The sequence below is a fragment of the Sphingobacterium olei genome (genome assembly GCF_005048855.1).
Lineage (GTDB): Bacteria > Bacteroidota > Bacteroidia > Sphingobacteriales > Sphingobacteriaceae > Sphingobacterium > Sphingobacterium olei.
This window is the reverse complement of record NZ_SUME01000003.1, coordinates 100,934-116,303: the sequence shown is the minus strand read 5'-3', so window position 1 is coordinate 116,303 and position 15,370 is coordinate 100,934. Positions and strand designations below refer to the sequence as shown.

The 15,370-nt window shown below is 41.9% G+C and carries 10 protein-coding genes; 2 read left to right on the top strand and 8 right to left on the bottom strand.

Features of this window, described 5'->3' with window-relative positions; genetic code table 11:
- The 3 genes from FAZ15_RS07865 to FAZ15_RS07855 all read right to left on the bottom strand — a co-directional run bounded on the left by FAZ15_RS07865 (position 1) and on the right by FAZ15_RS07855 (position 6,567).
- A complete protein-coding gene (locus tag FAZ15_RS07865) occupies positions 1-2,448 on the bottom strand; it encodes a glycoside hydrolase family 31 protein (RefSeq protein WP_136900773.1) in 2,448 nt (815 codons plus the stop codon).
- An 83-nt stretch (positions 2,449-2,531) separates the two neighbouring features.
- A complete protein-coding gene (locus tag FAZ15_RS07860) occupies positions 2,532-3,677 on the bottom strand; it encodes a glycoside hydrolase family 88/105 protein (protein WP_136900772.1) in 1,146 nt (381 codons plus the stop codon).
- Between the two features lies 1 nt (position 3,678).
- Positions 3,679-6,567 carry an exo-beta-1,4-galactosidase gene (locus FAZ15_RS07855; protein ID WP_136900771.1) on the bottom strand — a complete coding sequence of 963 codons (2,889 nt, stop codon included), beginning with the start codon at positions 6,565-6,567 and terminating at the stop codon, positions 3,679-3,681.
- A 220-nt stretch (positions 6,568-6,787) separates the two neighbouring features.
- On the opposite strand from FAZ15_RS07855, the gene pepT reads away from it, so the two are divergent.
- Entirely contained in the window at positions 6,788-8,050 is a 1,263-nt protein-coding gene (pepT, locus tag FAZ15_RS07850; RefSeq protein WP_136900770.1) for a peptidase T, read from the top strand.
- Between the two features lie 27 nt (positions 8,051-8,077).
- Positions 8,078-8,647: a nitroreductase family protein gene (locus tag FAZ15_RS07845; protein WP_136900769.1), complete on the top strand. Its 570-nt coding sequence runs from the start codon at positions 8,078-8,080 to the stop codon at positions 8,645-8,647.
- 141 nt (positions 8,648-8,788) lie between these two features.
- Here the strand turns inward: FAZ15_RS07845 and FAZ15_RS07840 are convergent, their stop codons facing one another.
- From FAZ15_RS07840 to FAZ15_RS07820, 5 genes are all read right to left on the bottom strand, one after another.
- Entirely contained in the window at positions 8,789-10,540 is a 1,752-nt protein-coding gene (locus FAZ15_RS07840; RefSeq protein WP_136900768.1) for a HAMP domain-containing sensor histidine kinase, read from the bottom strand.
- 83 nt (positions 10,541-10,623) lie between these two features.
- Positions 10,624-11,748, bottom strand: a complete 1,125-nt coding sequence (locus FAZ15_RS07835) for a sensor protein KdpD (RefSeq protein WP_136900767.1) — start codon at positions 11,746-11,748, stop codon at positions 10,624-10,626.
- A 72-nt stretch (positions 11,749-11,820) separates the two neighbouring features.
- Positions 11,821-12,732, bottom strand: a complete 912-nt coding sequence (locus tag FAZ15_RS07830) for a helix-turn-helix domain-containing protein (protein WP_238387194.1) — start codon at positions 12,730-12,732, stop codon at positions 11,821-11,823.
- Positions 12,733-12,887: 155 nt separating this feature from the next.
- Positions 12,888-14,132 (bottom strand): glycosyltransferase, encoded by a 1,245-nt coding sequence (locus tag FAZ15_RS07825; RefSeq protein WP_136900766.1) that lies wholly within the window; start codon positions 14,130-14,132, stop codon positions 12,888-12,890.
- A 152-nt stretch (positions 14,133-14,284) separates the two neighbouring features.
- Positions 14,285-15,364 carry a porin gene (locus tag FAZ15_RS07820; protein ID WP_136900765.1) on the bottom strand — a complete coding sequence of 360 codons (1,080 nt, stop codon included), beginning with the start codon at positions 15,362-15,364 and terminating at the stop codon, positions 14,285-14,287.
- Positions 15,365-15,370: the final 6 nt, after the last annotated feature.

Genomic DNA, 15,370 nt, shown 5'->3' with positions numbered 1-15,370 from the left:
TCAATAGGTTATATTTACTTGAATATCTACAGCATTCATATTAGCCGTTTGTACCGTTAATTCATGGTTGGTAGCGTCATAATACCAGCTACCACCGAAAAGTCCATCTGCTGTAGCCACTTTAGGCAACGACTTCCCATTCTCTGAAATAGCTTGTGGCGCTGACATAACAGATCTTATTTTCGCGGTATACGTTCGCGGATGTACGGAAAAACCACCTTGGCTCCGCTCAATTTTCAATATGGCATTGTTCCATGTAATCGTTGAAGTCGCAAACTTTCCGTCCTTGTACGCTAGACTTTCTCCATCATCGTCGTATACGATGAAACGCGATTCCTTATCGCGACCTATGGGAAATAAATCTAAGGTCATATTATCAAGCTTTTTTTCATCGGTATAGGCCATTTTCGGTTGCATGGGTATAATTCCCCCCTCTTTCACAAATAACGGTATTGTTTCTAGCGGAGATACCACATGGATATATTGTTTACCCTCGTATTTCTTACCCGTCCAATAGTCAAACCAAATACCTTCAGGTAGGTAAATACTCCGTGTAATAGCACCTTTGGTCGTCACCGGACACACCATTAAATAGTCACCCAACATATACTGGTCGGTTATGGAATAGGTGTTCACATCATCTTGATGATCCAAAAGTAACGCACGCATTAGGGGCGTACCTTCGAGGTGATTCTGATAGAGGGCGGTATACAGGTATGGCATTAATTGGTAGCGTAGCTCGTCGTAGAATTTGAAATTGGCTAACGCCTCTTCGCCATAATTCCAGGGCTCTTTGTAACCGGGGTGATCCATACCAAATACCATGGCAATAGGCGAAAACATACCAAATTGAACCCATCGTGTATAAAGCTCCGGATCGGCATTATGCTCAAACCCACCCATACAATGTGTCCAGTTCCCTACTCCAGACAGGCCGATGTTCAATCCAGCTTTAATAACGGGTTCGAAGTATTGCCATTCGCTTGGCCAGTCGCCTGCAAAAATAAAAGGGTACTTTTGAATACCTGCGTATCCTTCACGCGTATGGTTCAGGCCACGCACACCATTGAATTTTTCAAAAGATTCATAGGCGGCCTTTGCATAGACCAACGGGAAAACATTATGTAACCTTTCTGCTTCCTTTCCTGTAGGACCAATTTTATCACTTTCATTTGCTAATGCACCAAATGCACTTCCTTCATCTGTCTTTAAGAATTTAGCGCCCAAGCTCGCCGCTTTCTTCACACCGTTCTCAAACCACCAATCGACGGCTTTCGGATCGAAAAAATTCACAAACTCGCCGGGACTATTTTTCTCGGGATACGTATACCCTAACTCCCGCGCTTGATCTAAGAGATTAAGACTTTTAGCATTATCGAATCGCGGCCGTAGGTGTACCCCGACCATCTTATAATCCATGGCATAGATGCGATCAAACATACCTTTCGGATCCTTGAACGTCTCCCTCCATTCAAAAGAGGTAGCGCCCTTCCCACCATTTTTACCAAACAGTCTCCAGGTCGAATCCAACCAGAGGATATCCGTTGGAATACCTTCTGCACGCAATCGCCTCGCCAGCTCCACGACATACGCATCGCTGGTCAATTCTTCGTGTCCCCAGGTACCGCCGCTGTAGGTGCCGACATGCAGTCCCAGCGCATATTTAGGAAGCAACGGGGCCTTACCGGTAATATTCGTATATTGATTTAATAAGGATTTAAATTGCGGACCATAGATAAAGAAATAATCAATTTCGCCATTCACGGCTGCGAAAGAATATTCGTCTGAACTGGAGCTTCCCATATCCCAGTGTGTTCGATAGGGAGTATGAAAAAATATTCCATAGCCCTTGGTACTCATAAAGAAAGGCACAGGGGCATAATTAGCCTGCAACACATCATAGGCTCCCACGGCATGTGGCATACCTTTGCCCCGACCCACATCTAAGGTCAAGGTCTTTCCTCGACGATCCAGAAAGTCCATGCGCTCACCGAATCCAAAGAAGTGTTCATCGGCATGCATTTTCTTTACCACCTTCACCTCTTCTGAAGATTTGTGGGGGGCAATTTCGTCTTGGTTGATGATCTCTCCCGCATTGTTTTTAAATACGGTTTTGAAATCGCTTTTATTCAACTCCACTGTTAGGAAAGCAGTTTTCAACCGGAATACCGTTGCATCCTCCTGTACGGTGAAATCTACTTTTGTGGGTGCCTTTGGCGCTAGCATATAATTTTCCAGATTGGAAAAATCTGAATTCCAGGTATGTCGTATACGCACTGTAGTAGGCGAGTAAACCTCCACCTGGGTTTGCGCATGTTCATTTTTAAAGTGAATGCGGTTTCCATCGACTTTAAACCCGGTAACATAACTTCCTACCGTCTGCGCTGTCGTCATTCCCATCGAAAAACAAAGTAAAAACAGGCAAAATACACTACTTATTTTGTTCATATGTATATTATTACTTCATGAGCTCGCAAGCTCGGTGTGAGTTCTCTCCACTCGGTTATCTGCAATGAGCTGTTCGGCATTTTCTATTTTAGTTTATATACTTCAGCTCCTGCCAATAGAAAACATCCCAAACCGTAATCTTCAAAATCCGGCACACTTGAAAAGCTAACGGGCTGCCCATCTTTAGGTTCTTTCCCCGTTCCTTGGAGGTAACCCAAAAATCCACTGGGGTGTACCGCTTCTTTCACCATAGCATCCCAAGCCTTATCAATCATCGGTCTATAGGTAGCCGCATCCAGAATACCATTGTTGATACCCCAGGCCATACCATAAACAAATAAGGCCGTACCAGAGGTCTCCCGACCGCCAAAATTGGTTGGATCATGTAAACTGACATTCCAAAAACCATCTTCACGTTGCGCTGCTGCGACACCTTCCATCAACTCCATATAATCTTGCAGGTATTCCGCGCGATGCTTTTCATTCTCGGGAATCAGTTCCAGTACGCGCACCAAAGCGGCCACTACCCAACCGTTTCCTCTCGACCAATAGCAATCTTCTCCATTCGGTTCTTTATATGGAGGAACAAAATCCTTATCCCGCCACCACAATTTGTCTTCTTTATTGTATAGTCCACCGCCCTCTACGTGTTTCGAGTGGTGGTACATTTTATACATGAAATCAAAGTACTTATCGTCCTTGTACATGACACCCAGCTTAGCGAAAATCGGCATGGCCATTTGGATGGCATCAATCCAAGTCCAATCATCGTATTTACCGGAAGCAATGATTCCATCGATACTCGCTTTAATATCCTTAATCCGTTCGGGTTGGGGATCAATTTCATACAGGTCCAGATAGGTTTGCCCGCAAGCATGGTCGTCTGCATTACGCGTCTCTATTCCATTCCGTAAACCCCACTTGTGCTTGTTCCCCCAATCTACCGCATATTCATAGTAAGCTTTATTGGGGTCAATCTGATAAAGTGCCATTAAACCTTCATAATACACCGCACGGGTCCAGATGTTACTTGGTCTCCAACGCGTTGTATAAATAGGTTTTCCGGTGTCTGGCCATTTATTCATAAAATACTGATTCGTCAGCCGCATCACCTGCAATACGTCTGCATTGTTCTTTTCCGTTACTGCTTTTTTGGCGGAGGAACAGTTTGTCAATACCAGACCCATTGTAGTCAGCATCCCTAAAAAAACAAAAAATCTAAGGTTCATATTATTTTTGTAAAAATTCATTAATATTCGGTTTTAGTTCATCCGGAGATGATTTAGTGTATGTATCAAAGGTCAATTTCGAAGGTTTTGTGACAAGATCCTCAACTAATTTAAAATCAATTACCTCCTTCGGTTCAAAGGACGAAGACGACATGTAGTTGATCAGGCTATGATACAACTGCCGACTTACTATTTTTTTAGAATCGTCAGACAGATCGGCGGAACTCACTACAAGCTTTCCGTTTCCGACTTTCGCTTCGAAGATTTGTGCCAACCTCCGGTTCATAAACCAGGTATCGATAGGCTGCATCAGCGGACGGAAGTCTGCCGGAAAATCTTCGAGATGCATCACCTGTGCTTTATGCACAACTTCCCACCATTGGATGGTACTGTAATTCTGGGTTGGAAAGGACGAAAAAGCCAAATGTGATCTATCCAAAATAAAGCCTAGCGTATGTGGCGGCCGCATTTTAAACCAGGACGTATTCCAGAAGACCGGAAGATAATGCTGAACAATCTCTGCTCCCTTTTTTATTTTACCCGACAGATTCAAAAACACCTTACCGCCGCTTTCCAGAACCCGTTTTACAGAATCGTTTATTTCATTCGCATAATACACTTCCTCCGATAGTTTCGGAAGTGATTTTGGATAAACATAAAAATCCCAGTCATTGGAAATGTTTGTCCCCTCCAGCAAGAGCTCAAGCTTCATTTCCTGAGCGTCTTTTAACCCATCCAATATAATCTCGATCGTTCCTACCGCATTGTTATTTCCTATCTGTATATCTTGTCCCTTAAGTATTCCATGGGCATAAGGCTGACGGTCCTTGTTTAATAACCTCCATTTAACCGCCACCGAAGACATGACTTCCTTGCCGTAATGGGCCATTTCGACGTCTACCCGCAGTGTTTCATCGTTGGTAAAGGTGAACTTCGGGGCACGGATAAGTAAAACCGTCGTATCACAAAAACGCTTAAATTCGGAAGCAGTGATATAACCTTTCTCTTCCCAAAAAGCATCCAATAATCCGACTAACGCCGTTCCTTGTCCGGAATAATCGTTCAACGAAAGCAGTTGAAATCCTGAATATCCGGGCGTTTTTAAGGCACGTTCGATTTCAGACTTATACGCTAAGGCCTGCAATTTCCCGGAAGCGTATAAAAACGCTTTCCCCTGATCGCCCATATGGTGATCGCGCAGGTCTTCTTCAAAAAGTTCCATATTTTTGGCACGGTACGCACCTGTATACTTTTTAATTTCATCAAAATTAGGAAAGACACAATACTGTCCCATTTCATGGGCGACGAAAGGCACTTCAAACTGTGCGATTTTATCCCTAAAATCAGAAACACTTTCGGGTTGCCTATTCCAATCTAAGCCCCTGGCTCCTGCTCGCACCATAAATTCATTGTTAGGAATCACAGGCCAGCTTCCGCCTACCGAGGCACCGGTATACAGTCTTCTTGTATCTTTCGCCTTCCAGTAATTAACAAAAGCAGTTAGATAAGGTACCTGATTTCCTCGCGGTTCATTCCCGTACGCCATCATACAGAACGACGCATAGTTGCCAAAATGTTTTGCCATTCTATTCGTCTCGGCATAGATGTATTGGTCTATGGGTTCGCCGTTACCCAGTGAGGAGCCATGATTTGCCCAGCTTGGCCCTTCAGGTTGCAGATAAATTCCAATTTTATCGGCAGCCTGAAAAGCCGCTTCCGGAGGACACCAGGAATGGTAACGCACATGATTAAGACCATATTCCTTTATCTTCGCAAAGATACGGAGCCAAGATTTTTCGTCTGTGGGGGGGTATCCCGTAAGCGGGAAAACGGCATTATCGCAGGTTCCACGTAAAAACGTTTTCCTTCCGTTGATGTAAAAATCCCTTCCAACGGCTTTAAACTCGCGCATACCAAAAGTCACTTCTCTCTCGTCCAGCAGCTTATCCTTTTGGTATAGTTGAAAGGTAACTTTATACAAATTGGGCTCGAATTCATCCCATAGTAGCATATCCTCGCCCATATCCATCGTTAACGCAACGGTATCTGAAGCAGATGTGAAAGTCAAGGATTTCGAAACCGGGGCGACCCGGTGCTGCTGTTTACTATTGAAACTCTCTGCAGAATATCGCACCTCCAGTTGCTGCGCTCTAGGCACAGTTGTGTTCAATCGTATTGTAGCCTGCCGACCATGTATATCTGGATATATCTGGATGTCGTCAAAATGAATAGGATGTAGTTGTAGTATTCCAATCTTCCCGATAATACCGTTCCAATTACCCTGTGTATGATCGGTGAGACTATGTGAATCGGGACCGACATTTATTTCTTTAATGCGATTATCAACACGGATAGAAATCGAATTTTTGCCAGCTCTTAGGTACGGTGTAACGTCAAAATTGTGCGCGACGACCATACTATTTCGCGATCCGACATTCTTCCCATTAATCCATACGGTGGTTTCCGTATGAGGCTGTTCCAAGTGAAGGATCAGTTTATTGTTCAGCATAGATTTATCCAACTGAACTTCCTGCTGATACCAAGCCGGGCCGACATAGTGCTTTAAGGGCGTTAGCCAAAAAGGTATTTTGAGATTTCCGGGCTGTCTGTATTTCTCCAACCGGGGATGAAAATAATAGGAACTATCGTATATACTACCTGTCCATGGCGTAGTCAATGATATATCGTGACCTATATTCTGTTCATTTAGCGATCCCGGGAGCTCGACTTCCTGTGAAAGCTTTTTGTTATACCATTGTTCATGCACTCCACGATCCGCACTATCCAACGCAAAACGCCAGGTACCTGTTAAATCAATAAAATTCTCCTGTCCAATGCCGCTCTGGCATAACAGAAAATAGAAGCTAATACTTATAAAAAAGGCTCTCACTCAGGTTTATTTTTACGTGTTACCATGCGATAATAATACTAATTCTCATGCTGGGCAACCTGCTGTGTCCTGCGAACTGTCCGAAAATGCCTCCAATTGCTTTGCAAGCGACATTGGGAGGTAATATTTAATCTATAAAGTTATCGTTACAATTTTTGCGAATTCGCATATTCGCGTATTTGCATATTCTTACTAACTTTGGACTCCTTAAACAAATTAAATGAGTATAATAATCAATACTATAAAAGATTTCTCTGTAGCCGAACGCTTTCTTCGCTACGTACAAATAGACACACAGTCTGACCCGAGTTCAGAAACATTTCCTTCAACGGAAAAGCAAAAGAATCTAAGTAAATTACTTGTAGAGGAACTATTGGCGATGGGCGTTACGGACGCTCATTTAGATCAATATGGCTACGTATACGCTACCATTCCCTCCAATACAGCTAAGAATGTACCTGTAATTTGCTTCTGTTCGCACGTTGACACATCGCCCGACTCTTCCGGCGAAAATGTAAAACCTGTTGTACACCACAATTATCAAGGTCAAGACCTTGTGCTTCCCGACGATAAGAGCATTGTAATCCGCTACGACGAACATCGCGATCTCGCCAACCAGATCGGGAATGATATTATTACCGCGAGTGGCACCACCTTATTAGGGGCGGATGATAAAGCTGGCGTCGCCGAGATCATGGATGCTGCACGCCTACTCCTAAATCATCCCGAAATCAAACACGGCGATATCAAAATTCTTTTTACACCGGATGAAGAAATCGGTCTGGGTGTAAATTTTGTAAATATCGAAAAACTAGGTGCACAATTTGGATATACCATGGATGGCGAAAAGGCAGGCACAATAGAGGATGAAACCTTTTCTGCCGATGGGGTTAAAATCACCATACATGGCATATCCGTACATCCGGGCTTTGCACAGGATAAGATGCAAAGCGCCATTAAAATCGCCTCGAAGATCATCGGTACACTTCCCGAAGACCGTCTCTCTCCTGAAAGCACTTCCGGGAAAGAGGGCTTCGTTCATCCTATACATATGTCAGGAACAGTGGAGAAGGCTACGATCGAATTTATCGTTCGGGATCACGCGACGTCCAATCTGAGCCGATACGAAACAGAATTGGAGAACCATGTCAAGAATATCTTAAGTAAATACCCCAAATGTACCTATACCTTTGAAGTGCAGGAACAGTACCGAAACATGAAGGAAATCTTGGATCAATATCCACAGATTATGGAAATAGGGATCGAAGCCATCCAACGGGCGGGCATGAACCCAGAGCGTAGAAGTATACGAGGGGGCACCGACGGATCAAGATTATCCTTTATGGGACTTCCCTGTCCTAATGTATTTGCCGGCGGACATGCTTTTCACGGCAAGCAGGAATGGGTAAGTCGCCAAGATATGGAGAAGGCGGTACTAACCATACTACACATCGCTTCCCTATGGGAAGAAAAAACTAATTAAGCGCACGCATATTCAACGATAAAAGAAATGAGTTATAAAAACGAAGTATTAAAAGCTATCCACTTAAGGAGATCCGTATTCCAAGTAAATTTTACGGATCAGGAAGTAAGCAAAGAAGATCTAGAAACCATACTAGAAGCGGCAAATTCGGCTCCAACACATAAACGCACCCAACCGTGGCGATTTGTGGTGTTTCGCAAAGACGGATTGGACCGCCTAGGTGCCGAACTTGGTCGTGTCTATAAACACATCACGCCTGTTGAAAAATACGCGGAGGCTACAGAGATCAATATGGCAAAAAAAGCAACGCTTTCTAATGCCGCTATTGCTATCATCGTAAACTATACGGGCGAACTACCGGAATGGGAAGAATTGGCCGCAACTGCCTGTGCCGTTGAGAACATGTGGCTCGCCGCACATTCTATCGGATTAGGTGGTTATTGGGCATCCCCTGGGCTTATCAATCATATGGGTGAGTTCTTGCAATTGGCACCGAATCAAAAATGTATCGGACTCTTTTACTTAGGTCATCACCAGAGTGATGAGCGGGAAGCTGTACGGAATCCTATCGCCGAGAAAGTTCGCTGGGAAGAGTAATAAAGATACTTTCGTCGTCATTGCGAACTGAAGGCACGAAGGTGTGGCAATCTATCAACATCAATGGAAAGACTGTCGCGTCGTGCCTCTCGCAGTGACGATATAAAAAAGCTCCTTATTCTTTTGAATCAATTTCAACACCTATTTCTCCTCATTTTTCATGTTGTGTGGAGCGATGTTTAAAGTAAAATAGAACGTACTTCCCACTCCGTACTCACTATCTACCCAAATTTCACCTCCTTGCGCTTCGATAAATTCTTTGCTAATACTCAGTCCTAACCCTGTTCCTTCTTTCTTAGCACCTGGAACACGAAAATAGCGTTCAAATATTTTGGTCAGATATTGCGGGTGTATTCCTTGACCAGTGTCTGCAACAGAAAATTGTATTTTATTATTTTCCTTTTTATATTTAACAAAAATTATTGAATTTTCGTAAGAATATCTAACTGCATTGGAAATCAAATTTGTCATCACCCAAGCTGTTTTCTCGCTGTCGGCATACACGATTGAAGTATCGTCGGTATTTACGTCGATAGCTATCTTCTTATGATCCGCCGCCGACTTATTAGCATGAACAGCGTATTCAATGATAGGATTTATTGGTGACGGCTGCAGATTTATTTGGATAGAGCCGCTTTCAACCTGCGTGATGTTTAATAATTCTCCCGTAATTCTCAGTAAACGGAGGGTGTCCTCTTTAATACTTTCAACCAAATTTTTCTGTTCGATATTCAAGTTGCCTATTTGCTTGTTTTCCAGTAATTGCAAACTCATCTGTATAGATGAAATAGGCGTTTTAAATTCGTGGGAAACCGTTCCCATAAAATTGGTTTTAGCTAAATCCAGTTCCTTGAACGGGGTAATGTTTCGCAACATAATGACCTGCCCGATAAATTGAGATTGTGTTTCCCCGGTAGGTATGATGTTGATGTCTAAAATTTCTTTCTCGAAATAGCTTTCCTTGCCGTCTGCAAAAATCTTTAGCTGTTCAGATTTTATCTTTCCGGCTTCAGAACGGAAAATATCTTTGACAATATCCCTTATCAGGTCATTGGTAACCGCTATGTCCTGAATTTGTCTGCCTATCAAATCTTTTTCCTCCAAGCCTGTAATTTTCAGTGCTTCGTCATTGGCGAATAACACTTTGTTGGTTTCATCAATCCCGATAACAGGGTCGTGCATATTATTAATAAGCGTTTCTATCCGCTTCTTCCCTTTGAGGATTTTATCCAGTCTGCTTTCGGAATATTCTTCCAGTTTTTCAGCCATTGTATTGAACGATTTTGCCAAGTCTCCAAACTCGTTATGGCTTTCGAAATGTACCCGCTTTTTATAATTTTGCGCTGCGATTTCTTTTATGCTTTCCGTAAGTTCCTTAATAGGATTAGCAATACCCGAAGGTAAATTCACCAATAAAATAAAGGCAATCAGAAAACACAGCGAGCCGGTAACTGAAATGATAACGATTGCCTTTTGGGCAGTCGCATCAGCAATGTTACTTTTTTGTTCAATAGCTTCCATATTCAACCGCATCAGTTCTGTAATATCTCCTCTGATGGAAGATATTAAAACGGTATCTTCAGGATTGTTCCGGAGCATCGAAAAATGCTTCATAACCAGGTTTGTCACTTCCTTTTCTCCGATTTCAGTTACATTTTGTTGCTGTTTGATTAAATTCTCATTAAAAGTATTTATTGCTGTCGTGTCCTCACCAATACTTTCTAAGGCAATCAGCATATTTCTGGAATATTGTAACGTATTGTAATTGGCCACAAGGATATTGTTTGTGTCTCTTTTGAGCTGATGGATATACCTGCCGCTCACTGCTGCCAGTGCCAGTATGAGCAGGAACAGCAGCCCGACACCAAAGGTTAATTTTGCTTTTATTTTCAATTTTACACTTTTTTAAATTACTGATCACAAGTTCGAAGTAAAGGATATATTTCTATCATTTCTTACTGCTTACTTTTCTCTTTTTACGATAATATTACTAAATCAATATTTTCTTTTGACAGCTTATTCAGAAGTGAATTGAATGTATCTGTCGCTAATAGTACTTTTAACAGGTTAAGGTGGGGCTTCCCGATACAGACAGTCGTAATTTTTCGCTGTTCACACTGTTCCATTATAGCCCTTGTAACGTTTCTGCCTTCTGTTTTTATGATTTCAGCACCCAGTTCCGTTGCCAGTTTAAGATTGTTAATCAAATGTCTTTGCTTATCCAGAGCAATTTTATCGGCACTTTCATTAGGAGTCTGAACATATAACACATACCATTTCCCGTTATAATAATTGGCAAGCCTTGCGGTCTTCCGGATAACATTTTTTGCCGTCTTCTCATTGGAGCTGATGCAGGCGAGTAATTTTTCCCTTTTTAAGGGGTTGACCATTGTAATCTCTGTTTCCACTTTTCGCTCTACCTGTGAGGCTACTTCTTTTAAGGCAAGTTCACGGAGCTGTAAAATATGCTCGCTTTTAAAAAAATTATTCAAAGCGGTTTCTATTTTTGCCTGCTCATATATTTTTCCCTTTTTCAATCTCGTGATAAGCTCATCTGCGGTTAGGTCAATGTTTACAACTTCATCTGCCTGGGAAACAACGCTGTCCGGTACACGTTCCTTTACTTCTACTCCCGTTATCTCCCTGACATCTTCGTTAAGGCTCTCAATATGCTGGATGTTTACCGCACTGATGACATTGATACCCGCATCGAGAATATTCATTACATCCTGCCAGCGTTTTTCGTTTTTGCTTCCCTCAATGTTGGTATGCGCCAGCTCATCCACAATAACCACCTCGGGACGCAGGTTAATCACCGCCTGTACATCGAGTTCTTCCAATTCCTTGCCTTTGTAAAACAGTTTTCTTCTCGGGACGACAGGAAGTCCTTCCAGCAAGGCGTGGGTTTCTTTCCGTTGATGGGTCTCTATAAAGCCGATCTTTACGTCTATACCGTTGTCCAAAAGAGTGTGTGCCTCCTGTAACATCCGGTAGCTTTTGCCCACACCGGCACTCATCCCGATATAGAGTTTGAATTTTCCCCTGCGGGACTTCTGGATTAGATCCAAAAAATGTTCGGCACTTTTTCTTGTTTCTTCCATGTCAAAATGCTTTACATCGTTTGGTCTGACGTTTCAACTTCTACTATGTCCATACGCTTATGTCATCCCTGTTTATTGGGTTAATAATGTAATGCCGGTCAAATTGGCCTGGTTGTTTTTTAAAAAGGCGTAAGTTATGCTGTCCACCTTACAGTTCACAAACTGAACCTTTTTAAACCTGTCATTATATTTAAAAAAGGTGTTTAGAATAATTGCATTTTCAAACTTAACCCCATAAAAGGCACAACGTTCAAAATGGCAATCCTCAAAAGTTCCGGTAAAAGTAATATTGCTAATGTTAGATTTTAAAAATTTCGTAAACTTCCAAACCACCTCATTTACAATATTACTGTCTAGATTTGATTCCAAAATTTCAGCTCCTGAAAAGTCCGCTTCAGAGAAATCGCATTTTTCAACGTTACTTTTGAAAAGTTCAGCCTCTGTAAAGGAACACTTATTGAACTGATTATTTGAGAGGTTTGAAGATTGAATTTTACTTTCTCTGATGTCCGAACCCGAGAAATCACAAAGCTCAATATTGTTCTTTCCGAGAATCAGTCCTGATAAATCAGCGTTCAAAAACTTACAGTTCTTCATATTTGAAGAACTAAATTTTTCCTTCAAATTGTTTAAACCTGAAAAATCAGCATCAGCCCAGTTTCCTTGAGACATATCCCAGTTCCGGTTAAACCTTTTATTGGTTTTAAGTATCGGAATTTCCATAGACTCATCGTTACCTGCACCTTGCGCCACCAATGTTGCGTCAACGGTCTGAAAATTGTCAGAGAAGTAATTAAGGTCGACCCCAAGAATTTCTGCTAGTCTGCTTAATGTCGTGATATCTGGCATAGATTCCCCTCGTTCCCATTTACCAACAGCTTGTGGACTGATTAGTACTTGCTGTGCAAGTTCCGCCTGGGAAAGATTATTTTTCTTTCTTGCTTCGGCAATTTTATTGCCAATTGATTTTGAATTCAGCATCATATTATATGTTTTTTGATACCACAAAATTATTTCGTTTCGTCTTTGTTAGTGAAAAAATCACGCTACCTTTAGTTGTTTTTGTGCTACTTTCAGTTGTATTCCTGCAACTATTGGTTGTTTCAGCATATTGCGTTTATTCTCTATTCCAATATCTACTATTTGACCCAGCTCTGATCCTTTTCAATGTACGCAATCGCATTTTTAATTCCGTCTTCCTGGTTAAGTTGTTTTGAAAATTCCCTTGCCTTCATATAAAGGCTTTCATTTCCTAAAAGTGCTTTGATGGCCGCCATAAATTTTTCTTTCGTTAATTTTTTAACCGGTAGAGGATATAAGGCTAGGCCTTTTTCAAATGCTATCTTACCCCAAAAAAACTGGTCGCCAAGCGGATGCAATACGGGACAGGTCAGAAATGGTTTCCCTGCTTTCAGGCATGAGGCGGTTGTACCGATACCTCCGTGATGGACTACAGCCTTTACCAATGGAAATAATTTATCATAAGGAGCTGCGTCAATCACTTTTACATCCGGATTTTGGCTGAGTGCTTCCGTATCGGAAAGTCCCCAGCCTTTTACTACAATTATTCGTATATTTAACTGTTTGCTCAACATATTGATGAGCTCGGGAATATCAAGATTTTTATCAAACGGCATACTTCCGAATGTCACCAGTAATGGTGGCTCTCCGCCTGCAATAAAATCAACGAGGTCTTGGCTTAATTCGGCAGAGGAATGGTCAAACCAAAATCCAGTGAAAAAGCTATTATTTGGAAAATCATCTGGTTTTTTCAGCAGCAGTTCGCTGACACCATAGATAGACATCAAATCAGGTTTGCTGGAGTTAATAGGGAGCCCTACACTTTGCCGAAACTGCTGAATGGGTTTTGTCCACATCTTTAACCCTAATTCAGTCAACTTAAAAGTAAACCTATTTAGAAAAGGCGGCAAGCAAAATGCACTAAAGACGGGATTAGGAAATGCTGCTGTAGGCTGGCTTGCAGGAACGACATCCGTTTTAATCATCTTTTCCGGAAACTGGTCTGCAAAATTATCTGCCATTGTTTTAATATGAAAAAGTACTTTATCACTTCGCTTTGATAAATCATAAAAAATTTTGAGTGCGTCCAATACTAACGGAGTCATTAGCTTTTTTAGATTTTTGGCTGAACGAAGAGCATTTAATGGGCTTTTCATCAACTTACCGGCTTCTTTTGATTTAACCAATTCTTGAAAATCCAGTTCAACAGGTACAAAGTCTAGCCCGTAAGAAGCAACAAGGCTTTCAAAGTTCTTCGCTGTGGATAGTACAACTTCGTGCCCTCTATCTTTCAGTGCTTTTCCCAATACAGCATATGGTTGTACATCTCCTCTTGTTCCCAATGTCAATATGGCTATTTTCATATCATATATTTTTACAGTCAATCAAATTTACTATAAATGGGTAAAAGAAGGTGTCTAAAAAAGTCGTCACCTACAAGAAAACGCGTCATCGAGGAAGAATGACGACGATGTTGTGCTTTTTAGACAGCCCCTTTTTACCCATTTTGGTTTTATTAAAATTGTATCGCCAGCGAGGTAACAGCCATCACGTTGCCTTTTTTCATACGATCATCCCGGTCTAAGAAAACAGCATCTTTGCTATTTAAGCTTTTGACCTCGGTACGCCAAACGAAGTTGGACAAAATCTGATAGTCCACGTTGAACGAAGCCCCAAAAGTCTGAAATCCGTTTTCTGTGCCAGAAGCTATAATGACACCGTTTTTATCCTGATAATATTCTCCTCTTGCTGCAAGGCTTATTTTATCTGTTGGGCTGTATTTCGCAATCAGCACCGGGCTGTACCAGATGCTGTAGTCGCTACTACCTTTACTCTTTTGTTCTGCACCTATATCAAATCCTGCTATCATTGCGAATTTTTCATTAATCTGAAACTGCCCGTAGAGGTTATGGAAGTAACGCATTTGTTTTGTATCATCGGGCTTATCATTACCGATAAAAGAACTGCTGTTCAAGGTAATCTTTTCGGTAGGTCGGTAGGTCAATTGATGTCCGAAGGCTGGAGTACTGTTGCCTTCCACTCTCTGGATGCGTTGCCAACCGTTCAAGACCAGCACTGCCATATCCCATTTACCGTTTAGGGTGCTATAAGACAGTTTTGCTCCGGTTTCAAAATAAGGAGAATTATCTGCCAGCATACTGCGTGTCAACGTATAGCAATCTGCTCCGATAGCACTTTCAAAACCGATGTGGGAGGGCATAATACCCGCATCCAGCCACAAATTGTGCTCTTTGGATAACTTAACACCTACATTTGCCTCGAAAACATTTTTTAAAACACCCTCTTCGGCAGCATAATTGGCATTCATATACGAGCCTACTCCTAAACCGAGATTAGCCCGTACCTTTTCGTTTTCATAGGATGCCTTAATCAAGCCTACATTGAGGCTTACTTCGTTATTTCGATTGTGACTGTATACAAAACCCGGTCTTGTATTTGATTTCGGATTGTTGAAATCCTGCTGATAGTAAACCTCAGCATATCCACTGATAGTTAGCGGTTTTTTTTCTGTTTCCTGTGCCAATATACTTCCTGCTCCCAACATAATGGTGGAGAACGTTATTATTCTCTTCATTTCTTT

Excerpts from the sequence above, each read along its gene's own strand:
- pepT (WP_136900770.1), top strand. The coding sequence starts at position 6,788 with ATGAGTATAATAATCAATACTATAAAAGATTTCTCTGTAGCCGAACGC.
- FAZ15_RS07845 (WP_136900769.1), top strand. The coding sequence starts at position 8,078 with ATGAGTTATAAAAACGAAGTATTAAAAGCTATCCACTTAAGGAGATCC.
- FAZ15_RS07820 (WP_136900765.1), bottom strand. The coding sequence starts at position 15,364 with ATGAAGAGAATAATAACGTTCTCCACCATTATGTTGGGAGCAGGAAGT.
- FAZ15_RS07830 (WP_238387194.1), bottom strand. The coding sequence starts at position 12,732 with ATGATGCTGAATTCAAAATCAATTGGCAATAAAATTGCCGAAGCAAGA.
- FAZ15_RS07825 (WP_136900766.1), bottom strand. The coding sequence starts at position 14,132 with ATGAAAATAGCCATATTGACATTGGGAACAAGAGGAGATGTACAACCA.
- FAZ15_RS07865 (WP_136900773.1), bottom strand. The coding sequence starts at position 2,448 with ATGAACAAAATAAGTAGTGTATTTTGCCTGTTTTTACTTTGTTTTTCG.
- FAZ15_RS07835 (WP_136900767.1), bottom strand. The coding sequence starts at position 11,748 with ATGGAAGAAACAAGAAAAAGTGCCGAACATTTTTTGGATCTAATCCAG.
- FAZ15_RS07860 (WP_136900772.1), bottom strand. The coding sequence starts at position 3,677 with ATGAACCTTAGATTTTTTGTTTTTTTAGGGATGCTGACTACAATGGGT.